Below are 25,630 nucleotides of genomic sequence, written 5' to 3'. Positions count from 1 at the left end.
CCCCTTGGGGATGGCCAGGTCCTGGCCACGGGACTGCGTCTTGCCCGCTAGAACGGGGTAGTGCCGCGCATCCGGCGGGGGCGGCCGTCAGGGTCCACTATGAGACGGTTTGCGGCGCCTGCCCAGAGACGCTGAAGGGGCGGCACGGGCTCAGGAATATGGTGGCGTACATGTCCCTTGGGGCGGGGCGCCCGGCGGCCGGTTGCGTGCCAATGGTCCAGAGCGTCGGCCGCGGCGTTCCAGAGTTTCAGCCCGGCCGCCGGGGCGTGGAGCTGGGGGTCATCCTCGTCCAGGCCCAGGTGTTCCGCCCAGAGCTGGAGCCGCAGCCCGCAGGCCAACGGCCGGGAATCTCCGGGGACCGTGTTTGCCCCTTGCCCGGTGTCTGTACTGGTCTCTGTCCTGGTCTCTGTACTGGGCGGTTCCGGATGACTGGCAGTGGTGTCGATGACGGCGCAGGTGAGCTCGCTGTCGGTGGTCCAGGATCGACGGTTGAAGTTGTCCGATCCGCAGGTGAACCAGGCGTCGTCGATGATGCAGATCTTGGCATGGACATAGATCGGGGTCCCGGCGCGGTTTTCCAGATCAAACACGCCAACCCTGTCGGGCGCAACACTCCGCATCCTGCTGATGGCACGGATCTGCCCGACCCGCTTGGGCGGCCCTCCGAGAATGCCGTCAGAGTCCGGGTAGCGCGGCACGACGGCGATCACGTTCAACTCGGGGTTGTTTTCGAGGGCCGTCGCGATTCCGGCTGCGACCTCTTCAGACCACAGGTACTGGTCCTCGATGTAGATCAGCGAGCGGGCCCGGGCGAAGGCTTTCGTGTAGGCCCGGGCGATGCTCCGCTCACCGCCAGGTGCGAACGGGAACGGTGGATGCTTCATGCCGTAAGTACGCAGCAGCTGCACGGCATGAGGTCCCGCAGGGGGCGGGGGCGGCGCAGTGGCCGGAAGCGGTTCGGGGTGCCGGGGCATATCGGCCAGGCGTTGCAGCAGCATCCGGTATGGTGTCCGGCGGTCCAGGGGATGGGGGTCGTTCCACCGTTCGGCGAACAATTCCAGCACATCTGCCACAACCGGGCCACGGAGTTCGAGCGCGGCATCGTGCCACGGTGGCGTTTTTCCGTACCGGGAATCCATGGCCACCGCCTGCGGGTCCCCTTCGTGATCGGCGTCGTCCCGGCGGCTGTGGGAAAGGTCGATCCCGCCCACGAATGCGACGTCCCGCGACGGGTCGTGCCGCCGGCGGATGACGACCAGCTTCTGGTGGTGGCAGCCGAAGAGGCGCACCCGCTGGTCCAGCAGCACCTCCCCGCCGGCGTCGTTGATCTGGCGGCTGAGGAGCTCGTTGGACCGCCAGCTCATCGGGGCCGACACGCGCTCGCCGTGGGATCGCCAAATCAGGCCACGCACTTCCACTCCGGCCCGGGCCAACCGCGCCAGCAACTCACCGATGGTCGGTCCATCGGCCGTCAGCCGCTCGTCGGCATCGCCACGCCAGTCGGTGAACCACACGCGGTCTCCCGGATCCAGGGCCGACAGTTCCTCAAATAACCGGGCGAAGTAAGTGGCCCCGTGAATGAGGGGCCGCACGAGGTTGCCCTCCGACCACGATGGCGATTCGCCACCACCCGCGTGCACGTCGGTGGCGGCATTCCCCCGCTCAGCGCCATTCAAGAACCAGGCGCTGGCGCTGCTGTCCACCCGTTGGTCCCCGGTCCTTACTGGGGCCGGGGGATCGTCAGCGTCAGCCATGTGCCCAGTATGCTCCCGGCCATGCGGCCGGGGCGAGAGCTAGACAGCGCCTCAGCGGAACGCCGGGAGCCCCGTGATGTGCTGGCCCAGAATCAGGGTGTGCACCTCGTCCGTCCCTTCGTAGGTGCGCACCGACTCGAGGTTGGCGGCGTGCCGCAGTGGCGAATGGTCCAGCGTGATGCCGTTGCCGCCCAGGATGGTCCGGGCTTCCCGCGCCACCTTGATGGCTTCGCGGACGTTGTTCAGCTTGGCCAGCGAGATCTGCTCAGGCCGGAGATGGCCAGAGTCCTTGAGCCGGCCCAGGTGCAGTGCGAGCATGGTGCCCTTCTGGACCTCGAGCAGCATGTTGACGAGCTTCTCCTGGGCCAGTTGGTAACCGGCCAGCGGCTTGCCGAACTGCAGCCGCTCCATCGAGTACCTCAGCGCCGCCTCATAGGAGTCCCGGGCGGCGCCCATGGCACCCCAGGCGATGCCGTACCGGGCCTCATTCAGGCAGCTGAAGGGGCCGCTCAGTCCACGGGCACCCGGCAGCAGTGCCTCCGGACCCAGCCGGACGCCGTCGAACGTCACATCGCACTGGATGGAGGCGCGCATGGACAGTTTCCGCCCGATCGGGGTGGCGGTCACGCCCGCCGTGCCGGCGGGCACGAGGAAGCCGCGGACGCCGTCGTCGGTTTTCGCCCACACCACCATCACGTCGGCCACGGAGGCGAGCCCGATCCAGCGCTTGGCGCCGTCCAGGACCCAGCCGGCGTCATCGCCGGATCCGTCCCGCCGCGCTGTTGTGGTCATCGACGACGGGTCCGAGCCCGCCGTCGGCTCGGTCAGAGCGAAGCAGCCGATCACCTCACCGGCGGCCATCCGGGGGAGCCACTCCTGTTTCTGGTCCTCGGAGCCCCATTTGTGGATGGCGCTCATCGCCAGCGACCCCTGGACCGAAACGAACGTGCGGATTCCGGAATCGCCGGCCTCCAGCTCCATGGCGGCCAGGCCGTACTCGACGGCGGACCGGCCGGGGCAGCCGTAGCCCTCCAGGTGCATGCCCAGGACGCCCAGCTCGCCCAGCTGCGCGGGCAGGTGCAGGGGGAAGACACCCTGGTCGTACCAGTCCGCGATCTCGGGGCGGATCTGCTGGTCCGTGAAGTCCCGGATCCGCTGGCGCAGGGCCAGCTCATCGAGGGACAGCAGGGAATCCAGTGCCAGGACATCCGAAGGGTCCGGGAGCCCGTACTCGGCCGTGGCTTCCGCAGGATCAAGGGCGTCATTGCCGGCGTCGTTGCTCATTGCAGCATCCTACGTGCCCGGCCTATTTTCCTGCGGGAACCTGCTTCCGGCCCACGAAGTACTCACGGGTTGACGGCAGGAACCGGCAGACCGCGGCCAGCACCACGCCCAGGGCCAGCAGTACGACGCCGCTGACAAAGGCCCCGCCCACGCCGAAGATCTGCGTATTCCCGTAGGCCGGATCCCACATCTGCGCCGCCGACACGAAGAATGCCGCGGTCAGCAGCAGGGCCCCGAACAGCGGAAGGATGCCGCGGAACCACAGGTTACGGGCGGACTCACGCAGGGTGTTCCGGAAGTACCAGGTGCAGGCAAAGCCGGTGAGGGAATAGTAGAAGGCGATGAACAGGCTGATGGAGCTGATCGAATCGGACAGCAGGTTCTCGCTGAGGAAACTCATGGCCACGTAGTACACGACAGCGGCGGCGCCCATCACCTGGGTGGAGAAGCCCGGCGTCTGGTTGCGCTCGTGGACCTCGCCGAACTTCGGCGGCAGGGCCCGGTGCACGCCCATGGAAAGCGTGCCGCGGGCGGTGGGCAAGATGGTGGTCTGGGTGGAGGAGAGCACGGATGCCAGCACCGCCACCACAATCAGCCAGCCCCACGGACCCAGCACCACGTCCTTCATCGCCAGGAACACGTCGTCCTGGTTCTCGGCGTTGGCCAGCCCGATTCCCTCTGTTCCCACGGACGCGTACATCATTACCAGCAAGGCCACCGAGACGTAGATGGCCACCAGCACGAACGCCGAGATCACTGCCCCGCGGCCCGGGGTGGTGGCCGGGTTCTCGGTCTCCTCGTTCACCGCCAGACAGGTGTCCCAGCCCCAGTAGATGAACAGGGCCAGCAGGATGCCGTGGACCACTGCGCCGGGATCGGCGAACGCCCCGGCCGGGTTGAACCATTCGACGTCGAACGGCTGGCCCGCCGGCGCCCCGCCGGTCAGGCCCGCTATTCGCAGGATGATCGCCACGGCGAAGATGCCCAGCGAAATGTACTGCACGTACGTCAGGGTGCGCTGGACGTGCTCACCCAGCCGGATCCCGCGGTAGTTGACTAGGGTCATGAAGGCGATGAAAACGACGCCGGTGGCCGTCACCACCGCCTTGTTCCCCGCCAGGGACCCGTCACCGATGAGGAGCCAAAGGTACTGCCCCGCCACCTGCGCCAGGTTGGCCAGGACGACGACGCCGGCCAGGGCCACGCCCCAGCCGCCCAGCCATCCCGCCCAGGGGCCGAAGGCGCGGCGGGCCCAGATGAATGTGGTGCCGCAGTCCGGCATGGCGCTGTTGAGCTCGCGGAAGGCGTAGGCGATGAACAGCACGGGAATGAAGCCCAGGACCAGGATCAGCGGGGTGTAGTTACCGTTGACGGCCACGATCAGCCCCAGGGTCGCGGCCAGCGAGTACACCGGCGCGGTGGAGGCGAGGCCCAGCATTACCGAGTCGCCGAGGTCCAGGATCCCGGCGCGGAGCCCCTTGCTGGGGACGGCACCGGCGGGCTGGCCCCCGGCGCCGCCGGCGGCCGTCGTCGTTCGGGTTCTCATAAAGCTATACCTGCCTTGTTCGCGTTGGCCTGTGCCGCCTGGGCGCTCAGGGGCGCCGGCGCGTCAATGGTGTTCGGGACGAAGCGGCAGAAGTAGTCGGTGACCGGCCCGTCGGACTCGCGGATGCCGCAGCCCACCGATTCACCGTCCACCACCCACAGGCCCAGGACGGGGTGGTTGCCGTCGAAGTCGGGGAGGGAGTGGTACTGCTGGTAGCACCAGCCTTCGCGGCCGTATCCGCCGGGCTTCTCCAGGCTGATGCCCTCCGCGTGGATCCGGATGTTGTCGCCCTCGCGGCCGTGCAGCGGCTTGGCCACCCACTCCCGCAGCGGGCCCGGATCATTGAGGTAGGCGGGCAGCAGGTTCGGATGGTCCGGGTAGAGATGCCAGAGGGCGGCCAGGAGCGCCTTGTTGGACAGGAGCATTTTCCAGGCCGGCTCCACCCAGCGGGGATTATGGGAGCGCTGCAGCAGGCGGTGGCCGAAGGGCTCCTTCATCATCAGCTCCCACGGATACAGCTTGAAGATGGTGCTGATCATGAAGTTGTCCATGTCCACGAAGCGCTTGAGGTTGGGGTCCCAGCCGATGTCCGACATGTTGATGCCGATGGTGGTCCACCCGGCCTGGCCGGCCACGTCCCGCATGTAGGCGGCCGTCATCCAGTCCTCACCCGATTCCTCGGCTTCGGAGTGGGCCACGTGCAGCGTGCTCATCCCCGTGCGGTACTGCAGCTTCTTCCACTGCCGGATCAGGGCCTCGTGGATCCCGTTCCACTGGTCCTTCTCCGGGAAGACGTCCTGCAGCCAGAACCACTGGGCCACGGCCGCCTCGATGAGACCGGTGGGCGTGTCCGCGTTGTACTCGAGCATCTTGGCGGGGCCGCCCTGGCCGTCATAGATGAAGTCGAAGCGGCCGTAGATGTCCACGTCGCCGGCCTGCAGCGACTCTGCGGCCAGTTCAAGAGCCTGCGGACCGATACCGATCGGGCCCATGGCACCCGTGGCCAGGAACTTCGCAGCCTCCAGGCACATTCTGTGCATGTCCTCGGCTGTGACCTCGAGTGCCTCCACCTCGTCCATGGTGAATTCGTAGTACGCGGCCTCGTTCCAGTACTCGATCTTCTTGCCGCCGGGCAGGGTGGTGGTGGAAAACACCAGGCCCTGCTCCTCGATTTTCTGCTTCCAGTCCGGCCGGGGCTCCGAAAGTAACCGCTTCACCACTAGCCTCCCGTGCTTCCGCCCTTGGAGCTGCTGCCGAAGCCGCCCCTGCTGACTGTGCCGCCCTTGCTGCTGTAACCCGTGGACGTCTTGGCCCCCTGCGGCACCGTCCTGGTGAAGTTCGGGTAGGCCGTCCGGTTCTGGCCGATGCCCGGGACGCTGGCACCGCGCGCATAGAAGTACCAGGCATAGAGGGCCCCGCCTCGCCCGGCCGAGCTGTTGCACTGGGTGTCCTCGACCCGCTCACCCGTTTCCTCGTTGAAGCAGACCTGGGCGTAGTCGGGGTCCTGCTCGTTGCTGGCCACGATCGCCGTGATGGTGCCGGCCAGGAGCGCCGTGACGCCGAGGCCCACCACCACCGTGCGGCGCTGCGACCGCTTCTTCCGTGCTGCGGCGTCGCGCTCGCGGTCACGGGCGAACGGGTCGAAGATGGGGCTGGGCTGGGGAAAGCCGGGTGGGTTCTGGTTTCCGGAGCCGTGGTCGCCTGCGCCCTGTTTTTGTGCGCCTGCGGTTCCCTTGCGGGCCTTCCCCGTCCCTTGCTTTCCGGGGCTTTCCTGTCCCGGCGTGCCGGGGGTCAGCAGCTCGGGGTGGAGGTCAGGCTTGGGCAGCTGCCATGGCGGCGGCTTGGCCGGGCCGCCCGACTGGCCGCCGGACGGGCCGTCCCCGCCGGGCACGTCGTCGCTCCGGCTCCCGTGAGCGTCCTTGCTCGGGTCCTTCTCCGGGTCCATGGTTCCCCTCTGCTGCTCCATGCTGATTAATACGGGTGCTGCTGGACACTGGTGCTGTTGAACACGGGTGCTGTTGGCGGCCCGAACGCGTGGCCACGGCGGGCGGAACCGGCTGTCCGTCCGGCCGGTAAACACTGCAGCAAGCCTAGTGGCTGGAAGGTGCTGCGGTGAATAAATTTCCTCGCAAAGCGGTCCCTCGAAACCACCAAAAGCGCTGGTCAGGCCGGGAACCTAGACTAATGCCATGCACACAGCCACTCTTCTTGCCGTTTGCCGAGTCCACCAGCTCCTTCCGGACGAGGGAAGCGTGGGCGTCACCGCCATCGACAAGCGGCCCGTGGACGGGCCGGTGAAGGTGCACAAGCTCGGTTTGCACGCCGACATCCAGGCCAGCCGCCTCCACCACGGGGGAGAGGACCAGGCACTCTACGCTTACTCCCAGGCCGACGCCGACTACTGGACCGGCGAGCTGCAGCGCGAACTGCCGCCGGGGATCTTCGGGGAGAACCTGCGCGTCGCAGGGATCGAAACCACGGGCGCCGTCATCGGTGAACGTTGGCGGATCGGGCTGGATGTTGAAGTTGAGGTCACCTCGCCGCGCGTTCCGTGTGCGACCTTCCAGCGGCGCATGGACGAAGCCCAGTGGGTCAAGCGCTTCACGCAGGCAGGCCGCGTGGGCGCCTACCTGCGCGTCACCAAGACCGGCTCCGTACAGGCCGGCGACCACATCCACCGCCTCTTCGTGCCCAAGCATGGAGTGACCGTCGGCCGCTGGTTCAGCGAGCCCGACGTCGACGCCATCGAGGCCCTGCGCGACGCCGAGGCCGACGGCGAGATCCGGCTGCAGCCCGAGTACCACGACCGGTTCGAGAAGATGCTCCGCCGCGTCGGCCGCTAGTACACAAAAGCTGGCCCGCCTGGCCGGCCGCAGTTCTGCACCACTTTGGCCGGGTCTGACTGGAATGCCCCCTGAGCCGGCGCGGGCGCGGGACACGGTTGCCGCGGAAACCGGGGCAGAAATGCCGCCTGTGCGCAAGCTCACCGACCCTGCGGGCCCCTCGGTTCGTCCGCATGCGGGGTCATGCCCTACACTAGAAATATCCCCCACTCCGGAAATCCCTTATTCCTGCCCAATTTTTGAGGCAGGACTGGCAAGTGTTGGGGCCCGCAAATGTGATGCGGGCAGTTTCATAGGGAGAGCCGGCTGAAGAAAACGCTGTACAGACTGCTGGGATAGCAGCCAAGAGATGCAGTGTGAAGTCCTGCCACGGGATTGCGAAAGCGCCGGACTTCTACGTGACCGGCCGGTCAATGTATGCCCGGCCCCCACGGCACATGTACTGCGGCTCCGCTCACCTCGGGTTGTGCCGCCTGGCCCCCTATGGATGAGGAACATTTCCCTATGCCCGAAAATCACGACGACGCCCAGAACATCGACGCCGCCGACACGGCAACCGCCGAAACCGCGAATGTTGAATTCACCGAGGCTGCTGTCCCCGCCGCCGAGGCCGCAGCCCCAGCCCCAGCCGCTGAGACCCCCGCTGCCAAGGCCGATGAAGACGACGAAGAAGGCGTGAAGTTCGCCGACCTCGGCATCGACGGCCGCGTGCTGGCCGCCCTGCAGGACGTCGGCTACGAAAAGCCTTCCCCGATCCAGGCAGCAACCATCCCCCTGCTGCTCGAAGGCCGCGACGTCGTGGGCCTCGCCCAGACCGGCACCGGTAAGACTGCAGCATTCGCAGTACCGGCACTGTCCCGCCTGGCCGAGCTCCACGACCTCAACGGCCCGTCCCGCAAGACGCAGGCCCTGGTTCTCGCCCCGACCCGCGAGCTCGCGCTCCAGGTTGCCGAGGCCTTCACCTCGTACGCCAAGCACATCGATGACTTTACTGTCCTCCCCGTTTACGGCGGCTCCGCCTACGGCCCCCAGCTCGCCGGCCTGCGCCGCGGTGCACAGGTTGTCGTCGGTACTCCCGGCAGAGTGATCGACCACATTGCCAAGGGCTCCCTGGACCTGTCCGAGCTCCAGTACCTGGTGCTGGACGAGGCCGACGAAATGCTCCGCATGGGCTTCGCCGAAGACGTGGAACAGATCTTCCAGCAGACCCCGTCGGACCGACAGGTGGCACTGTTCTCCGCCACCATGCCGAGCCAGATCCGCCGGATGTCCAAGCAGTACCTGAACAACCCGGCCGAGATCTCGGTGAAGTCCAAGACCACCACCGGCGCCAACACCCGCCAGCGCTACCTGCAGGTCATGGGCCCGCACAAGCTCGACGCCATGACCCGCATCCTTGAGGTCGAAGAGTTCGACGGCGTCATCGCGTTCGTTCGCACCAAGATGGCCACCGAGGACCTCGCCGACAAGCTGCGCGCCCGCGGCTTCCAGGCTGCCGCCATCAACGGCGACATCCCGCAGCAGCAGCGCGAACGCACCGTTGATGCGCTCAAGGAAGGCCGCATCGACATCCTGGTTGCCACCGACGTCGCCGCCCGCGGCCTGGACGTCGAGCGAATCAGCCACGTGGTCAACTACGACATCCCGCACGACACCGAGTCCTACGTGCACCGTATCGGCCGCACCGGCCGTGCCGGCCGTTCCGGCGACGCGATCCTGTTCATGACTCCGCGCGAGAAGTACCTGCTGCGTTCAATCGAGAAGGCCACGCGCCAGCCGGTGGAGCAGATGCACCTTCCCACCGCTGAGACCGTCAACACCCTGCGTCTGGGGAAGTTCGCCGAGCGCATCACCGAGACGCTCGAGTCCGAAGACGTGGCGGCATTCCGCGACCTCATCGCCTCTTACGAGGAAGAGCACAACGTGCCGGCAGCAGAAATCGCTGCGGCACTGGCCGTGATGGCTCAGGGAGGCCAGCCGCTGCTGGTCAAGGAGCTGCCTGCTGCTCCGGAGTACCAGAAGCGCGAACGGTCCAAGGACGGTTTCGGCTCACGGGGCCCGACCCGTGCGCTCACTGAGGGCAATGCCACCTACCGGATCGCCGTCGGACGCCGCCAGCGCGTCATGCCGGGTTCCATCGTGGGCGCCATCGCCAACGAGGGCGGCATTTCGTCGTCGCAGATCGGCGGCATCGACATCCGCTCGGACCACTCGCTCGTCGAGCTGCCGGCCGACCTGAGCCCCGATCAGCTGAAGGCCCTGTCCCGCACACGGATCGGCGGCGAGCTGATCCACCTCGAACTGGACTCCGGCCGCAAGCCTTCCGGTGACCGCGGCGGCTACCAGGGCAACCGTGGCGGCGACCGCGGCGGCAACTTCAAGGGCGGCGGCGGTTTCAAGAAGGAGTTCCGCAAGAACGACGGCGAGCGTTCCTCGGCTGACCGCGGCGGCCGTTCGTACAGCGAGCGTTCCGAACGTTCCTTCGGTGACCGCAGCCAGTCGAGCGACTCCCGGTTCGGCGGCCACGGCGACGGCTCGCGCAAGCCGCGCCACGGCAACGAGGGCGGCCACCGCGACTTCAACCGCAAGGGCAAGTGGTAGTCACCTCATCGCGATAATTCCCGCGATGATGACGCTGCGGTGAATTCCGCATCCGAATAGAAACAGGCCGGCTGATCAGCCGGCCTGTTTTTATTTAAAGGCCGCTCCACCTGGCCCCGTGTTTCCTTCGTCACATCCGGGTCCGGAAAGGTCCTGACGAAGCATCCGGAGGGGGCCCGCGGAGCGCTCCGAGCCTGTGTTTCCTGGCTTTTTCGGCCCTGCGGACCCGGTTCAGCCGCCGATTTGTTGAGTGCGAAATCTTCGGGTAGAGTATTTACTCGTTGCCCCCCTAGCTCAGTGGTAGAGCGCGTTCTTGGTAAGAACGAGGTCACCGGATCGATTCCGGTGGGGGGCTCTGAATGAGGGCCTGTGTCAAGGCGGTCTTGACCGGCTTGGCACGGGTTTTTCTCATTCATGGCGGTGTAGCTCAGTTGGTTAGAGCGCACGACTCATAATCGTGAGGTCGGGAGATCGAGCCTCCCCACCGCTACAGAATCTGCAGGCCAGAGGCATTCAGCCCCTGGCCTGCTTTTGTTTCAACAGCACCGGCCCACAAAAAAGCCCCGCGCTGCCTTTCGGCAACGCGGGGCTTCCTGCTGCGGGGCTATTCTGCTGCGGGGCTCCCGCGCAGGCCTAAACCTTGGTGACGCTGATGCGCACGTTCGGGCAGGAGTCGGCGTAGCGGATCAGGGCTGCCTTCTCGGCGCTGTCCACCCGCAGGCCCCAGCGGATCTTCACCGCGATCCAGTTGCCGACGTACTCGCAGCGGTTGGCCGGCGGCATCCAGGCCTCCGGGCCCTTTGCCTGCTTGGCCGAGTTCAGGGCCGCTGTCTGGGCGTTCAGGGACCTGTAGTCGCCGAGGTCGTTGTAGAACGCCACCCGGCGAGCCTGAGACCAGTAGCGGGCACCTGAGCCCCACGCCTCGTGGACGGGCACGGTGTGGTCGATCTCCACGGCCGACGCCAGGGTGTGCGTACGGTTGTCCCACCTGGTGATCCATTGGGCCGTGCGCACGGTGCAGTGGCGCGTGGTGGTGTATGTCGCGCCGACTTTTGCCTCCTGCAGCAGGACCTCCGCCCGGGTGTTCTGGCAGTCACGGTTGGTGTCCAGCCAGTTGCCGAAATAGCGGGTCCGGTCGTAGCCGGCGTTGTTCTCTGCAGACACCGCGAGGGCGCGGGCAGCGGTGCGCAGCGGTGCGGAATAGTACGTGGCAGCTTCGGCGGGGACGGCCAGGCCGGTGAGCAGCAGGCCGGCGGCCACGGCGGTCGCGGAAAGCGACCGGACCCAAAGGCCGGACGTGATGGACGCAGTGACGGCAACCGCCCGGCGTCGGGCCTGTTTGAACGGGCCTGTGTGATTGAACGTGCCTAGCGGCATGATTCCCCCCATGAACATTCCTGGAACGGTACGGATTGCTTGATGCATCAACCAGCATGGCAGCCGGAATACGGGAGCATCGGATCCTTGATCAGGTCTTGACGCAATCCTGTGGGAATGCTGCGACTGCCGCCAAAATCAGCGCAACCGTTGTCTTTCGGGCGGCACGAACCTAAGGTCGGACTGCTGCGGGAGGCACACAAACAGGCAGGCGGACAAGAGGAGCCGGCATGGCCAAACTGATCTACTCCGGACTTCTGTCCCTCGACGGGTACATCGCGGACCGGGACGGCAACTTCGACTTTGCCGAGCCGGACGCCGAGGTCCATTCCTTCGTCAACGAGCAGATGCGGCCGGCGGGAACCCACCTGCTCGGCCGCCGGATGTATGAGGTGATGGCCGCCTGGGAGCACCCGGAGGACTTCGGCGAGATCGCCGAACTGCCCGCTTACATCCGCGACTTCGCCGACCTCTGGAAGGCAGCAGACAAGGTGGTCTTCTCCCGCACCCTGCAGGACGTGACCACCGCCAGGACCAGGATCGAGCGGGACTTCAGCGCCGATGCCGTCGGACGGCTCAAGGCAGAGGCCAGCCAGGACCTGGCGGTGGGCGGCGCGGAGCTCGCCGCGGCGGCCATCCGGGCCGGGTTGGTGGACGAGTTCCAGATGTTCCTCTCGCCTGTGGCGGTGGGCGGCGGCAAGCGCTTCCTCCCGGACGACGTCCGCCTCCGGCTTGAGCTGCTCGAGGAGCGGCGGTTCGGCAACGGCACGGTGTTCCTCCGCTACGCCAACCGGACGGACTGACCCGTTGGATGCAGAGGGGCGGGCCGATGGCCTGCGGCGGGCACCCGTGGCCCCTGGGTGGGACACAATGGGGACATGACCCGCATCGCAATCATCGGCGGCCACGGCAAGGTGGCCCTGAAACTGTCCGCCCTCCTCACGGAACAGGGGCACAGCGTCACGTCCTTCATCCGCAACCCGGACCATGCGGCCGACGTCGCCGCCACGGGGGCATCGCCGTCGGTCCTTGACGTTGAAAACTCGACGACGGCGGACATCGCCGCCGCGCTCCGGGACCACGACGCTGTGGTCTGGTCAGCCGGCGCCGGGGGAGGGAACCCGGCGCGCACGTACGCGGTGGATCGGGACGCCGCCATCCGTTCCATGGACGCGGCCGCGGAGGCCGGCGTCGGGCGCTATGTGATGGTGTCCTACTTTGGCGCAGGCCCGGACCACGGGGTTCCCGAGGGCCACAGCTTCCACGCGTACGCCGAGGCCAAGGCAGCCGCCGACGAGTACCTCCGCGGCACCAACCTCGAATGGACCATCCTGGGGCCGGGCTCCCTGACCGAGGGGCCGGGGAACGGGCTGATCGACGTGAACCCCGAGGACGCCGGCAACGGCACGCACACCTCGCGCGCCAATGTGGCCGTCGTCGCCGCCGCGGTGCTCGATCGGCCGGAAACTGCCGGCAGGACCATCGAATTTCGCGACGGCACCGAGCCGGTCGCGGCCGCGCTGGACGCCCTGCAGTAGCCCTGGGGTAGCCCGGCGGCGAGCAGCACAGCTGACGAGGCACAGCGCTAGGGCACAGCGCGAACGTACAGTTGTGGCCCCCGGAGAGGGGCCGTTGAGGGCCACAAGTGTACGTTCGCGCCCCCAGTGTTCCCGTAGGGTTGAAAGGCACGGCCGCCCTCCGTCCAGAGGCGCGGCGCACTCCGGGGAAAGTGGGCACATGGACCAGCTGGCACTCATCATCGGGCTCCTGCTCGCCACGGTGGTGGCCGTAGGCCTCGGGGACCGGCTGCGGCTGCCCTATCCGGTCCTGATGCTGCTGCTGGCCGTGGCGCTGACCTTCATCCCGGGCTTCCCGGACGTCGAGATCCCGCCGGAGCTGATCCTGCCGATCTTCCTGCCGCCGCTGCTGTTCGCCACGGCACAGCGGAGCTCGTGGGCCGTCTTCCGGGTCCGGTGGCGCACGCTCATCATGCTCGCGGTGGCCCTGGTGGTCATCTCCACCGCGGTGGTCGCCGGCGCCGCCTGGCTCATGATTCCGGGGATCGGGATCCCCGCCGCCATCGCGCTCGGAGCCATGGTGGCCCCGCCTGACCCTGTGGCGGTGGAGTCCGTTGCCGGCCGTGTGCACATGCCCCGGCGGCTGATCACGGTGCTGCAGAGCGAAGGGCTCTTCAATGACGCCGCCGCCATCGTCATCTTCCAGGCAGCTGTTGCGGCCGCCGTCGGCGGTACACGGGTAGGGCCCGACGTCGTCCTCAAGTTCGTCGTGGGGGCGGCGCTTGCCGTCGTGGTCGGCATCGCCATGGGCTGGCTGACATCGCTGATCACGCGGCTCGTGGCCGCTATGGTGGCCCGCAGCGCCGTGACCCTGGTGGTGCCTTTTGCCGCCTATATCCTGGCTGAGGAATTCCACGCCTCCGGCGTCATCGCCGTTGTGGTCACCGCCCTGGAGATGCAGCGACACACCCGCCCGCAGGACGCCGCGGAGCGGGTCACCCGGACAGCCTTCTGGGACGTGGTGGAACTCCTGGTGACAGGGCTTGCTTTCGGTCTCGTGGGGCTCGAGATCCAGGACGTGATCCATGCGGAGGGCGGAGCAATCTTCGGCATGGTGGGAACCGCCGTCGTGGTCTGCGTCCTGGTGTTCGCCGTCCGGTTCGGCTGGCTGGGACTGCTGGCCGTGTCCGCCCGCAAACGGAAGAACCTGCTGCAGCCGACCTCCGCGAAGGAGGTCCTGATCCTGACCTGGTGCGGCATGCGCGGCCTCGCCACCCTGGCCCTTGCGCTGGCACTGCCCCTGACCCTCGCGGACGGCACGCCGTTCCCGGCCCGGGATGAACTGCTGGTCATCGCCTGCGCGGTGCTGCTGGCCACGCTGGTGCTGCCGGGGCTGACCCTGCCGTGGCTCATGAAGGTCCTGAATGCGTCCCAGGACGGAACCGAGGAGCGCGACGCCGCCCGGCTCCTGGCCCGCCGTGCGCAGGCGGCCGCCGTCGCTGCGCTGAAGGACAACGAGCTCATGAAGGAGCTCCCGCCGGAGAAGGTGGCGCTGGTGAAGGAGAAGATGACCCGGCTCCATGCCGAACTGCTGGACGGCAGCCTCCGTAACGAGAGCCTGGCCGAGAAGCGTGAGCGGGGCAGGGAGCTGGCCATCGCGGTCCAGACCATCGCGCTGGATGCCGCGCGGCAGGAAGTCGTCGCGGCCCGCAGTGAACCGGACATGGACCCCGAGGTGGCGGACAGGGTGCTGCGCCAGCTCGACCTGCGGACCATGATCATGCCGGAGTAGAACAGCGCGAACGTACAGTTGGGGCCCTAAAAATGTGTAGCTTTGGGGCCCCAAGTGTACGTTCGCGCTTGTCTTGTCTTACGCCGGGAGGTTGAGCTCCAGATCCAGCGTGTTCGTCTCCACGTAGTCCAGGGCCCGCCGGACCGCCCCCACTGTCACTATTGAATCGCCCAGCGGCGAGACCGCCACCCGCGGCGGGGTGGCGGTGAACTCCGGCAGCCGGGCGGCGATGGGCTCGAGCAGGACCCCCGCGGAGTTGGCCACGGCCCCGCCGATCACCACGAGTTCGGGGTTGATCATGGTGGCCACCGAGCCGATTACCCGCGCCATCCTGTCGGCCAGCCGGTCCAGGATTTTCAGCGCCTCCGAGTCTCCGGCGGCCGCCGCGGCAAAGACGTGCTCGGCCTCGGCCCCCGTGGCCGCATGGTCGCGGAGGGACGTCTTTGCGGTGCCCTCCAGCGCCTCCGCGGCCCAGATCCGCGCCAGCATCGCTATGCCGAATGTGTCGCCCACGCCCTCCACCAGGTCAAGGTATGCGAGTTCACCTGCGCCGCCGCCGCTGCCGTGGAGCAGGCGGCCGCCTTCAATGACGCCGGAACCGAATCGCTCACTCGCCAGGATCACGACGACGTCGTCCACCCCCGCCGCCGCGCCCCGCCACCGGTCGCCCAGGGCAGCGAGGTTGGCGTCGTTCTCCAGCAACACCGTCCATCCCCGGAGCTTGTGCAGCGCGGACCCAAGGCCGACGTCGAACAGCCCCCAGAAGTGCTGGGACGCGAGGACGTTGCCCTTCCGGTCCACCGGGGCGGCGATGCCGGCGCTTACGGCCAGCACGGCGTCGGGGGAGGCCCCGATGCCGTCCAGCGCCATCATGGCGGCCCGGTCAATGACCGCGACACGTTCCTCGGCGGATATATCCTCAATCTCGAACGGCTGGCTGGCCCGTCCCAGCGCCTTGCCGCGAAGATCGGACACCACCACCGTCGCCTTCGAGAAGCCCACGTCCATTCCCAGGACGTAGCCGGCCCGCTCGTTCAGTTCGAACCGCCGGGCAGGCCGGCCCTTCTGGTAGCCGCCAAAGGCGCGCTGGTTCTCCAGTTCGGTGATCCACCCGCGCTGCATGAGGTCCTCGCACACGGAGATGGCGGTGGCCCGGGTCAGGCCGGTGGCCTGGATGACTTCGGTAACCGTCACCGCCCCCGAGGCGCGCATGAAGTCCAGGACCGCCCCGGCGCTGACGCGCCGCAGCAGCTGGGGCGTGGCCGCCGTCATTTCGGACATGGTGTTGACCTCCTTGTGCTCTGCCCCACATAATACTTGAGGAATTAAATTTAGATTCCATATAAATTAACCACGTGGGCCCGGACGGCCCCCGGCCACGCGGATCTCCTTCCAGCCTTTCCTCCGCCTTTTGCAAAGGAGCAACTGTGAACAGCCCTTTGAAGTACTCCCCATTCCGCGGCCCGCAACGGTGCGCCACCTGCCAGCACTCCGCCCCGGCCTCCGCACTGTGAGCGCAACTTCTCTTACCCGCGACACTCAGCTCAGCCGCCGCGCTCTCTTCAAGGCGGCCGGGCTCGCCGGCGCTGCAGCCGTCCTTCCGCTGGCGGGCTGCGGCTCCGTTCCCGGTGGTTCTGGGCCCAGCAGCCAGAACGGCGTCACCACGCTGCGATTCATGCAGAACAAGCCCGAGGTGGTGGCCTACTTCAACCAGGTCATCAGGGACTTCGAGGCGCTCAACCCGGACATCCGCGTCATCCAGGACTTCAACGAGGGCAACTTCGTTCCGGGCCTGGTGCGCAACGACCCGCCCGACGTCGTGACCCGCGGCTTCGCCCAGGCCACCGCCGACTTCGTCCGCAAGGGCGTGTTCGCGGACCTTTCCGACCTGCCTGCGGCGGCCACCATCGACCCCAAGATCCAGGACCTGGTCAGCTCGTGGGGACAGTACAACGGCCACGAGACCAGCGCCCTCCCGTTCTCCCTGGCCGCTGCCGGGGTCATCTACCGCCGGGACATCTTCGAAGCCCAGGGCGTGTCCGTCCCCACGACGTGGGACGAGTTCGTCGCGGCCTGCGAAAAGTTCAAGGCCGCCGGCATCACCCCCATCTACGGCACCTTCAAGGACAACTGGACCCTCGGACAGGGCATATTCGACTACGTGGCAGGCGGGGCCCTGGACATCGCGGACTTCTTCGCCAGGCTTACGGCCAAGGGCGCAGCCATCAGCGCGGACGCCGCGGAGTCGTTCACCAGCAACTTCGGGCCGGCCCTGCCAAAGATGCTGGAGCTGGCTTCGTACTCGCAGAAGGGCGCCGCCAGCAAGAACTACGCGGACGGCAATGCTGCGTTCGCTAAAGGCCAGGCGGCAATGTACCTGCAGGGCCCATGGGCGCTTTCCCAGCTTGTGGCCGCCAACAAGAACGTCAGGCTCGGCAGCTTCCCGCTGCCCGTCACGAACAATCCCGCGGATACCAAGGTCCGGGTGAACGTGGACATGGCCCTTTCCATCACGCGCAACACCCCGAACATGGCGGCGGCGCGGCGGTTCGTCAGCTACCTGCTGGACCCCTCGGTGGTGAACGCCTACAACGAAAAGAACGCGGCGTTCTCGCCGCTCAAGGAAGCTCCCGCCGTCGAGAATCCCCAGATCACCGGACTTGCCGCCTCGGTACGGGAAGGGCGGTACTACCAGGGGGCCACCACCTACTTCCCGCCGTCGGTCCCGCTGTACAACTACGTCCAGGCCTTCGTGTACGGCAAGAACAGCGAACAGTTCCTTTCCGCCCTCGACGACGAATGGCGCCGGGTCGCCGAGCGCACCGCGGTCTGACCCGCCCGAATCCAGGAGCCCCCATGACTACAACTTCAGAGCTGTCCCACGCAGCCCCGCCCGCCGCCGCGGGCATTCCCCCGAAGACCCGGCAGCGGGCCATCAGGTCCAAGAACCGGATCGACCCCACCTACTACTGGATGGTGGTGCCGGTCCTGGCGCTGTTCGCCTTCTTCATCACCCTCCCGGCACTCGTGGGCGTGTTCTTCAGCCTCACTAACTACGCCGGCTACGGCGACTGGAAGTTCATTGGACTGTCCAACTACGTCAACATTTTCAAAGACCCGGCGATCCTGCAGTCCTACACCTTCACGTTCGTCTTCGCACTGACCACCACGGTGGTGGTCAACGTCGTGGCGCTCGCGATCGCCCTCGGCCTGAATGCCAAGATCAAGTGGCGCACCGGCATCCGCACCGTGTTCTTTATCCCGATGGTGCTCTCGGCGCTGGTGGTGTCCTTCGTGTTCAACTACCTGTTCTCCAACACCCTGCCCGTGCTGGCGGAGCGCTTCGGAGTGACGCCGCTGGCCACGAGCATCCTGGCCAATGAGAACCTGGCCTGGCTGGCGATCGTGCTGGTCACGGTCTGGCAGGCGGCTCCCGGCGCCACCATCATCTACCTGGCCGGGCTGCAGAGCGTCCCGGCCGAGGTGTATGAAGCCGCCGATCTCGACGGCGCCGGCAGCTTCCGGCAGTTCCTGAGCCTGACCCTGCCGCTGATCCTCGGGTACCTCGTCATCAACGTGATCCTCGGCTTCAAGGGCTTCCTGGGGACCTACGAAATCATCGTGGGCCTCACCGGAGGCGGGCCGGGCATGGCCACCCAGTCCGTGGCCATGCGGATCTTCTCCGGCTTCACGGGCGGGGATTACTCCTACCAGATGGCGAACGCGGTCATCTACTTCCTGATCACCCTGATCATCTCCGTCATCCAGCTGCGCCTCATCCAGCGCCGGGGGGTTTCTCTGTAATGACCGCATCCACATTTTCCAAGCCGGTGAACCGCACGAACCCGCTCCTGAAGAACCCGCTCAGCCTGAAGAACGGGTCCGGCAGGACCCGCAAGTCCGGCCGGGAGGGCTTCAAGGTCAACTGGTGGCTCACCGCGCTGATGCTGGTGGCGTCCCTGACCGTCCTGCTGCCGCTGTACTTCACCGTGGCCATGGCGCTGAAGTCCCCGGACCAGATCGGAACGGGCACAGGCCTGGCCTGGCCGAACCCGATGAACTGGGAGAACTTCGCCGCCGCGTATGTGGCCACCAACTTCCCGCGGGCATTCATGTCCACTGCCTTTGTCACGGTCTTCAGCGTCCTCGGTTCGCTGGCCTGCAGCTCGCTGGTGGCCTACGCCATCGCCAGGAACTGGAACCGGAAATTCTTCCGCGGCTCATTCGTGTACCTGCTCTCGGCCATGTTCATCCCGTTCCCGGTGATCATCCTGCCCCTGATCAAGCAGACGGCCCTCCTCGGCCTGGACAACCCGGGCGGCGTGGTGTTCCTGCACGTGCTGGGAGGCATCTCGTTCAACACGCTGCTGTATATCGCCTTCGTCCGCTCCATCCCGGTGGAGCTGGAGGAATCGGCCCGGCTCGACGGCGCCACCACCTGGCAGGTGTTCCGCAAGATCATCTTCCCGCTGCTGGCCCCCATGAACGCCACCGTGGGAATCTTCGCCTTCCTCGGCTCCTGGAACGACTTCCTGCTGCCGCAGATGATGATCGCCGATCCCGCCCTGCAGACCCTTCCCGTGGTGCAGATGCTCTTCCAGGGAGAGTTCAACACCAACTACAGCCTCGCGTTCGCGTCCTACCTGATGGCCATGGCCCCCACATTGGTGGTTTACATCCTCGCCCAGCGTTGGGTACTGTCCGGAGTCATGCGCGGGGCCGTCAAGTAGACCCATCAAACCAGTCCAGCAACAACCCCAACCACAAGAAAAGGATCAACCCTTGTCCACCACCGCCACGCTGGCAACCCTTTCCGATTCCGACCGTTTGGCCGATCCGAACTGGTGGCGCCAGGCGTCCGTCTACCAGATTTATCCCCGCAGCTTCTCCGACTCGAACGGTGACGGCCTGGGCGACATCAAGGGCATTACGGCCAAGGTCCCGTACCTGAAGTCCCTCGGGATCGACGCCGTCTGGCTCAGCCCGTTCTACCCCTCGGCGCTCGCCGACGGCGGCTACGACGTGGACGACTACCGCAACGTGGACCCGAAGCTCGGCACACTGGACGACTTCGACGAGATGGCCAACGCCCTCCACGCCGCCGGCATCAAACTGATCGCGGACATTGTGCCGAACCACTCCTCAGACCGGCACGAATGGTTCAAGGAAGCCCTGGTCTCCCCGAAGGGCTCCGCCGCGCGGGACCGGTACATTTTCCGTGACGGCAAGGGCCCCAATGGCGAGTTCCCGCCGTCGGACTGGGACTCCGTCTTCGGCGGCCCCGCCTGGGAGCGCATCACCGAACCGGACGGCACCCCTGGCCAGTGGTACATGCACATCTTCGCCAAGGAGCAGCCCGACCTGAACTGGGCCAACCGGGAAATCCGCGACGACTTCCTCGAGACCCTGCGCTTCTGGTCCGACCGCGGCGTGGACGGCTTCCGCGTTGACGTGGCGCACGCGCTCACCAAGGACCTCACCGAACCGCTGCTCTCCAAGCTGGAGCTGAGCGCCGCCAACACCGGTACGGACGGGTTCGACGACGGGTCGCACCCGTTCTGGGACCGCGACGAAGTGCACGAGGTCTACGCCGAATGGCGCGAGGTCTTCAACGAGTACAACCCGCCGCGCACCGCCGTGGCCGAGGCCTGGGTGCACGCCACCCGTCGCGCCCGCTACGCCAGCCCCGAAGGCCTGGGCCAGGCGTTCAACTTCGACCTCCTTCAGGCGGACTTCGATGCCGAGGAGTTCCACGAGATCATCACCCGCAACCTGGCCGAGGCGGCTGCCACCGGCGCCTCCTCCACCTGGGTGTTCTCCAACCACGACGTCGTCCGGCACGCCACGCGCTACGGCCTGCCCAAGGGCTCCAAGGGCAAGCACGCCAAGGGCCAGGACGGCAAGGCCTGGCTGCTGGCCGGGGGACCGGAGAAGGAACTCGACGTCGAGCTCGGCCAGCGCCGTGCCCGCGCCGCCACGCTCCTCATGCTCGCGCTGCCCGGCTCCGCCTACCTGTACCAGGGCGAGGAACTGGGCCTGCAGGAAGTGGCGGACATCCCTGAGGCCGAACGCCAGGACCCGTCGTTCTTCCGCAACAGGGGAGTGGAAGTGGGCCGCGACGGCTGCCGCGTGCCGCTGCCGTGGGCGGTGGAGGGCACGTCCTTCGGGTTCGGAGACGGCGGCGCACACCTGCCGCAGCCCGACTGGTTCAGCAGCTACGCCGTCGAGGCGCAGGACGGCACCCAGGGCTCCACGCTGGAGCTCTACCGCACGGCACTTAAGCTCCGTCGCGAGCTGCAGGCGGACGAAGAACTTGAATGGATCGAAACCGGAAACCCCGACGTCCTGCACTTTAGCCGCCCCGGTGGCTGGCAGGCGGTCACCAACTTTGGGGACACCGCCGTCGACCTCCCCGCCGGCACGGTGCTGGTGAGCAGCGCATCGCTGGAGGGCGGCAAGCTGCCGGCCAACACCACGGCCTGGCTCCGCTGAAGCTAACTGGATAGCTGCCGCTGGCGGCCCTTGGTCTGATTGGACCGGGGGCCGCCAGCGGCTGGTTAAACACCCCGGCTGCCCAGCCTCTGTGCCGGGCCGGGAACAAGTGAAAGAGTGATGCCATGACTGAACAGACTGCAATCCCGAACGGCCGGCTGCTATATGGCTGCATGGGCCTGGGCGGGGACTGGTCGACCGAGCCCCACGAAATCTCCGACGTCGAGGCCGCGGCTGAAGCCATCGACGCGGCAATGGACATCGGCGTCACGCTCTTCGACCACGCCGACATCTACCGGCACGGAAAGGCAGAGGCCGTCTTCGGCGAGGTGCTGGCCGGCACTAGCGGCCTGCGCGACCGCATCCAGCTGCAGACCAAGTGCGGGATCCGGCTGAACGAGCGGGGGCTGGAAACCCACTACGACCTGAGCGCCGACGCCATCATCGAGCGCGTGAACGGCAGCCTCAGGCGCCTGCGCACCGACTACGTGGACATCCTCCTGCTGCACCGCCCGGATCCCCTGATGGACCCCGCGGAGGTGGCGGCCGCCGTCGGAAAACTGATGGCCGACGGGAAGGTGCGGGCGCTGGGCGTGTCCAACATGTCCGCCGCCCAGATCGAGTTCCTGCAGGACAGCCTGGAAACCCCCGTGGTGGCCAACCAGCTGGAACTCAGCCTGCTCAAGCGCGACTGGCTGGAGAGCACCGTGCTGGTGAACCATCCCGATGCCCACAGCTATAGCTTTCCGCACGGGACGCTGGAGTACTGCGCCCGGCAGGGGATCACCCTGCAGGCCTACGGTGCACTGGCCCGCGGCCACTACACCGGCAACCCGCCCGAACGGCCCACCCCGGCCGAGAGCGCCACGGCCTCGCTGCTGGCCGAGATGGCCCGCGAGAAGGACACCACCGTTGAGGCCGTACTACTTGGGTGGCTGATGAAGCATCCGGCCGGGATCGCGCCGGTCATCGGCACCGCCAACCCGGACCGGATCCGTGCCTGCGCCGGGGCCTCGCGCGCGGCCCAGAGCATGACCCGGGCCGAGTGGTACCGGCTGTGGGTCACGGCCCGCGGGAGCAACATCCCTTAAACCCATGTAGGCCGCAGCTGACGGTGTTCTGAGGGCTCAGAACACCATCTGCTGCGACCTACATGGGTCCGGACCCTGGAACGGAAAGGGACCTTAGAGCGGGGCGATCTCCGAGTACGTGGAGGCATCGCCCTTCAGGGCCTGGCTCTGCTTGCCGTCCACGCCCACCGGGATGTCCCCGGCAATGGTGACGCGGTTGAGCTTGCGTGGCTGGCCGTCGTAGTTGTCCGGGGCGTAGTGCTGGGTGATCCGGTTGTCGAAGAGGACTAGCTGGTTCGGCTCCCAGTTCACGCGGACCACATTCTCGGGACGGGTCACGTAAGCCTGGAGCAGCCGGATGATGTCCCTGGATTCGGTGTTGGACAGACCCACGATCCGCAGGCGCTGCGCGAAGCCCCCGATGAACAGTCCGCGCTCGCCGGTCAGCGGGTGCACGCGGACCACGGGGTGGGCCGTCTCAAACTTGAGCCGGGTGAACTCCTTGCGGCGCTCCTCGGCGTTCACGTGCTGCAGGTTCTTGGGCACCGAGTAGTCGTAATCGTTGGTGTGGATGGCCCACAGGGTGTCAGCGAAGTTCCGCAGCTCGTCCGGCAGGTCGCTGTAGGCGCCGGCGGAGGAGGCGATCAGAGTCTCGCCGCCGTAGGCCGGCAGGTCGATGCTGCGCAGGGTGGACGCCTGCGGCGGGTTGACCACGAACGTGACATCGGTGTGCCAGTTGTTGGCCGAACCGTTCTCGCTGTCCACGGGCAGGACGTTCTCCTCTCCCTCAACGGATGCAACGGTGGGGTGCGCCTTGGTGAGCGGGCCGAAGTGGCTGGCGAACTTCACCTGCGCCTCGTCCGTAAGGATGTTGGCTTCGCGGAACACGAGGGCCTTGTGCTCGTTGAGGGCCGCGCGGATCTCGGCGACGGTCCTGGCGGCCAGGTCGCCGCTGAGGTCCAGGCCGCGGATCTCGGCGCCGATGCGGGAGCCCAGCTTGGAGAATTCGAGCTTCGTTTCGGTAATGACAGTCATCGTTCTTTCCTCACTTTGTGCTGCGGATACTTCTGGATCGGGCGGTTACTTGAATCGGGCGGTTACTTTGAAGCGGTCAGGAGACCGTTGAACTCGTTGGTGTACAGCTTCTTGGTGTCCAGGCCGGACCTGATGATGCCCACGGACTTCAGGTATTCCTCCCAGCGGGTGAAGTCCTCGTCCTTGATCTCGCCCTTGGCGGGGACGCCGACGCTCTTCCAGTACTGCAGGGCGGCGGGGTTCTCGTTGCGGCCGCGTTCCTTCAGGATCTTGGTGAGCCGGGCAATGACGTCCTTGCGGGGCGTGGCCCGCTCCCACTCGATGGCCTTGGCCACGCCCGTGGTGAAGGTCCGGACCGTGTTGGGGTTCTGGGCGAGGAAGTCTTCCCGGAAGACGTAGGGGCCGCCGGCAAACGTGCCGAAAAGGTCGAAGTCGCTGAAGACGGACCGCAGCCCGCCGTTGGCGACCGCCTTGTCCTGGAGGATGCTGCCGAGGGAGCCGGCGTCCACCTGGCCGCGGCGGATGGCTTCCTCCGTGTCGTTGGGCGGAACCACCACCAGCTGGACCTGCTTGATCTCGTCCGCGCTCAGGCCGTTCTTGCGGAGGTAGGTGTTGATGACCGCCTCGGAGTGGGCGCCCAGGGTGTTCACGGCGATCTTTTTGCCGATGAAGTCCCGGGCCGTCTTGATCGGGCTGTCTTCCTTCACGTAGAAGCCGTTGAAGGTCTTGCTGTCCTCGCCGTAGTAGTTGATGACGGCCTTCACCGGGGCCCCGGCCTCCACGAGCTTCACCACGGCGCCGGCAAAGGCGCCGCCGAAGTCGGTCTGCCCCGTCGCCGCGGACTGGATGTCCTGGGGGCCGCTGATGGTGTTGCCCACCCAGTTCAGCTTGACGTCACCCAGGTAGCCGAGGTCCTCCGCCAGCTCCGGAAGGGTCACGCTGTTGGCCCAGCCCTGGTACCGGAGCTCCTTGATTTCGTTGGCGCCGGGAGCGCCCGTGCCGCCTTTGTCGTCGCCGGCGGCGCTCCCGCCGCAGCCGGACACCGTCAGGGCGATGACGACGGCGGCCGCAGCACTCAGGATGGTCAGGTGTCGTTTCATTGGTGGTTCCTTCAGGGGTTTGGTTGGCTGGTTCGCCACGTTCGCTCCGGCCGCTGCAACGGCCGATGGATCGATGTAAGCGCACTCGGACGGCACAAAAAAGTGCCCCGGTCACGGCGGGAAACCGTTGGAAATCCGCGGAAACACGGCGCAACAGCGGGACATGAGGCGCCCCGTTGCGGCCGGTGAATCCCAGTGACAGGCGGCAGCAAAGATCCCCGCGGTGGGCGGTACACTGTGGGATTTGGGCGCCGCGCGGGCGGCTTTCGTTCGTATTGGTCTGCCCTGCGGGGCCGATCTGCGTCGCGCATACAGGCGCCCGCCCGATACGGTAGAACCATGACGTCTTCCTCCACAGCCGAGATCACCCGGCAAGAACGCAATATCCCCGCCGAGATCGCCCGCTCGTGGCTGCTTGTCAACGCGATGAAAACCGAGCTTTTCGATCAGTCCGCCGTGTCCCGCGCGGACTCGATCATCCTGGACATCGAAGACGCCGTTGACCCCTCGCAGAAGGATGCCGCCCGCGAGAACGTGGTGAACTGGCTCTCCGGCGGCGGCCAGGCCTGGGTGCGGATCAACGACGCCACGAGCAAGTTCTGGGCCGACGACCTCGCGGGGCTGCGTGGCACGCCGGGGCTGCTCGGCGTCATGCTGGCCAAGACCGAATCGGCTGACCAGGTCACCGAGTCCTTCCACCGCATGGACGGCAAGACCCCGGTCATCCCGCTCGTGGAGTCCGCACTCGGCATCGAAGAGGCCAACCACATCGCCAAGGCCCAGGGTGCATTCCGCCTCGCGTTCGGCTCCGGCGACTTCCGCCGCGACACCGGCATGGCGAACACCCAGGAGGCCATGGCCTACCCGCGCGCCAAGCTCGTCGTGGCCAGCCGGGTGGGCAATCTGCCGGGCCCCATCGACGGACCCACCGTGGGCACCAACCACCCGATCCTGCGCGAGCAGACCGGCGTCACGGTGATGATGGGCATGACCGGAAAGCTCTGCCTGGCCATCGACCAGACCAGTGTCATCAACGAGGTCATCAGCCCCACGCCGTCGGACGTCGCCTGGGCCACCGACTTCATGGCCGACTTCGAGGCCAACGGCCGCGTCATCCGCGACGGCTCCGACCTGCCCCGCCTCGGCCGCGCAGAGAAGATCATGAAGCTCGCGGTTGCGTTTGGTGTGCAGCCCGCGCTGTAAGCGCCATCAGCATTAC

Annotated in this window: 20 protein-coding genes and 2 tRNA genes; 13 read left to right on the top strand and 9 right to left on the bottom strand. The window is 66.9% G+C overall.

All coding sequences use genetic code 11. From position 1 onward, the window contains the following. Nucleotides 1-47 precede the first annotated feature (47 nt). From ACHMXB_RS11275 to ACHMXB_RS11255, 5 genes are read right to left on the bottom strand one after another with little or no spacing between them, the layout of a single operon-like run. Nucleotides 48-1,754 (bottom strand): phospholipase D family protein, encoded by a 1,707-nt coding sequence (locus ACHMXB_RS11275; RefSeq protein WP_395398415.1) that lies wholly within the window; start codon nt 1,752-1,754, stop codon nt 48-50. Nucleotides 1,755-1,805: 51 nt separating this feature from the next. Continuing rightward, entirely contained in the window at nt 1,806-3,038 is a 1,233-nt protein-coding gene (locus tag ACHMXB_RS11270) for an acyl-CoA dehydrogenase family protein (RefSeq protein WP_395398414.1), read from the bottom strand. A gap of 22 nt (nt 3,039-3,060) precedes the next feature. Next, complete coding sequence (locus ACHMXB_RS11265) at nt 3,061-4,584, bottom strand: APC family permease (RefSeq protein WP_395398413.1); 1,524 nt, start codon at nt 4,582-4,584, stop codon at nt 3,061-3,063. After that, nucleotides 4,581-5,801, bottom strand: a complete 1,221-nt coding sequence (locus tag ACHMXB_RS11260; RefSeq protein WP_395398412.1) for a glutathionylspermidine synthase family protein — start codon at nt 5,799-5,801, stop codon at nt 4,581-4,583. The genes ACHMXB_RS11265 and ACHMXB_RS11260 overlap by 4 nt, the downstream gene beginning before the upstream one ends. Nucleotides 5,802-5,803: 2 nt before the next feature. Continuing rightward, nucleotides 5,804-6,529 (bottom strand): Tat pathway signal protein, encoded by a 726-nt coding sequence (locus ACHMXB_RS11255; RefSeq protein ID WP_395405236.1) that lies wholly within the window; start codon nt 6,527-6,529, stop codon nt 5,804-5,806. Nucleotides 6,530-6,773: 244 nt separating this feature from the next. Between ACHMXB_RS11255 and ACHMXB_RS11250 the strand changes: the two genes are divergently transcribed. The 4 genes from ACHMXB_RS11250 to ACHMXB_RS11235 all read left to right on the top strand — a co-directional run bounded on the left by ACHMXB_RS11250 (nt 6,774) and on the right by ACHMXB_RS11235 (nt 10,518). Beyond that, nucleotides 6,774-7,427 carry an MOSC domain-containing protein gene (locus ACHMXB_RS11250; protein ID WP_395398411.1) on the top strand — a complete coding sequence of 218 codons (654 nt, stop codon included), beginning with the start codon at nt 6,774-6,776 and terminating at the stop codon, nt 7,425-7,427. Between the two features lie 504 nt (nt 7,428-7,931). Continuing rightward, nucleotides 7,932-10,028 carry a DEAD/DEAH box helicase gene (locus ACHMXB_RS11245; protein ID WP_395398410.1) on the top strand — a complete coding sequence of 699 codons (2,097 nt, stop codon included), beginning with the start codon at nt 7,932-7,934 and terminating at the stop codon, nt 10,026-10,028. A gap of 283 nt (nt 10,029-10,311) precedes the next feature. After that, nucleotides 10,312-10,383, top strand: a tRNA-Thr gene (locus tag ACHMXB_RS11240). A gap of 61 nt (nt 10,384-10,444) precedes the next feature. Continuing rightward, nucleotides 10,445-10,518 (top strand) — tRNA-Met (locus ACHMXB_RS11235). A gap of 143 nt (nt 10,519-10,661) precedes the next feature. On the opposite strand, the gene ACHMXB_RS11230 is transcribed toward ACHMXB_RS11235, so the two are convergent. Continuing rightward, nucleotides 10,662-11,417, bottom strand: coding sequence for an HNH endonuclease family protein (locus ACHMXB_RS11230; protein WP_395398409.1), 756 nt, complete (start codon nt 11,415-11,417; stop codon nt 10,662-10,664). 218 nt (nt 11,418-11,635) lie between these two features. Here ACHMXB_RS11230 and ACHMXB_RS11225 point away from each other — a divergent pair, with 218 nt between their 5' ends. The 3 genes from ACHMXB_RS11225 to ACHMXB_RS11215 all read left to right on the top strand — a co-directional run bounded on the left by ACHMXB_RS11225 (nt 11,636) and on the right by ACHMXB_RS11215 (nt 14,714). After that, complete coding sequence (locus ACHMXB_RS11225) at nt 11,636-12,208, top strand: dihydrofolate reductase family protein (RefSeq protein ID WP_395398408.1); 573 nt, start codon at nt 11,636-11,638, stop codon at nt 12,206-12,208. Between the two features lie 75 nt (nt 12,209-12,283). Then, on the top strand, nt 12,284-12,943 hold the full coding sequence (locus ACHMXB_RS11220) for an NAD(P)H-binding protein (protein ID WP_395398407.1): 660 nt from the start codon (nt 12,284-12,286) through the stop codon (nt 12,941-12,943). 199 nt (nt 12,944-13,142) lie between these two features. Next, nucleotides 13,143-14,714 carry a Na+/H+ antiporter gene (locus ACHMXB_RS11215; RefSeq protein ID WP_395398406.1) on the top strand — a complete coding sequence of 524 codons (1,572 nt, stop codon included), beginning with the start codon at nt 13,143-13,145 and terminating at the stop codon, nt 14,712-14,714. Nucleotides 14,715-14,792: 78 nt separating this feature from the next. Here ACHMXB_RS11215 and ACHMXB_RS11210 read toward each other — a convergent pair whose 3' ends face one another. Further along, on the bottom strand, nt 14,793-15,995 hold the full coding sequence (locus ACHMXB_RS11210; protein WP_395398405.1) for an ROK family protein: 1,203 nt from the start codon (nt 15,993-15,995) through the stop codon (nt 14,793-14,795). 229 nt (nt 15,996-16,224) lie between these two features. On the opposite strand from ACHMXB_RS11210, the gene ACHMXB_RS11205 reads away from it, so the two are divergent. The 5 genes from ACHMXB_RS11205 (at nt 16,225) to ACHMXB_RS11185 (ending at nt 22,297) form a co-directional block, all read left to right on the top strand. Then, nucleotides 16,225-17,547: an ABC transporter substrate-binding protein gene (locus ACHMXB_RS11205; RefSeq protein WP_395398404.1), complete on the top strand. Its 1,323-nt coding sequence runs from the start codon at nt 16,225-16,227 to the stop codon at nt 17,545-17,547. 23 nt (nt 17,548-17,570) lie between these two features. Beyond that, nucleotides 17,571-18,518, top strand: a complete 948-nt coding sequence (locus ACHMXB_RS11200) for a carbohydrate ABC transporter permease (protein ID WP_395398403.1) — start codon at nt 17,571-17,573, stop codon at nt 18,516-18,518. Next, nucleotides 18,518-19,444: a carbohydrate ABC transporter permease gene (locus ACHMXB_RS11195; RefSeq protein ID WP_395398402.1), complete on the top strand. Its 927-nt coding sequence runs from the start codon at nt 18,518-18,520 to the stop codon at nt 19,442-19,444. Before ACHMXB_RS11200 ends, ACHMXB_RS11195 begins: the two co-directional genes overlap by 1 nt. 52 nt (nt 19,445-19,496) lie before the next feature. Continuing rightward, nucleotides 19,497-21,206 (top strand): glycoside hydrolase family 13 protein, encoded by a 1,710-nt coding sequence (locus tag ACHMXB_RS11190; RefSeq protein WP_395398401.1) that lies wholly within the window; start codon nt 19,497-19,499, stop codon nt 21,204-21,206. 125 nt (nt 21,207-21,331) lie between these two features. Then, a complete protein-coding gene (locus ACHMXB_RS11185; protein WP_395398400.1) occupies nt 21,332-22,297 on the top strand; it encodes an aldo/keto reductase family oxidoreductase in 966 nt (321 codons plus the stop codon). 93 nt (nt 22,298-22,390) lie between these two features. Here ACHMXB_RS11185 and ACHMXB_RS11180 read toward each other — a convergent pair whose 3' ends face one another. Beyond that, nucleotides 22,391-23,311, bottom strand: coding sequence for a TauD/TfdA dioxygenase family protein (locus ACHMXB_RS11180; RefSeq protein ID WP_395398399.1), 921 nt, complete (start codon nt 23,309-23,311; stop codon nt 22,391-22,393). A 62-nt stretch (nt 23,312-23,373) separates the two neighbouring features. Then, nucleotides 23,374-24,411 carry an ABC transporter substrate-binding protein gene (locus ACHMXB_RS11175; protein WP_395398398.1) on the bottom strand — a complete coding sequence of 346 codons (1,038 nt, stop codon included), beginning with the start codon at nt 24,409-24,411 and terminating at the stop codon, nt 23,374-23,376. Between the two features lie 339 nt (nt 24,412-24,750). Between ACHMXB_RS11175 and ACHMXB_RS11170 the strand changes: the two genes are divergently transcribed. Beyond that, complete coding sequence (locus tag ACHMXB_RS11170; protein ID WP_111905150.1) at nt 24,751-25,614, top strand: CoA ester lyase; 864 nt, start codon at nt 24,751-24,753, stop codon at nt 25,612-25,614. Nucleotides 25,615-25,630: the final 16 nt, after the last annotated feature.

Source organism: Arthrobacter sp. UC242_113, from assembly GCF_044054585.1.
In the GTDB taxonomy this organism is placed as follows: Bacteria; Actinomycetota; Actinomycetes; order Actinomycetales; family Micrococcaceae; genus Arthrobacter.
Note: the sequence above shows the minus strand (reverse complement) of the source record. Positions and strands in the feature narration are given on the sequence as shown.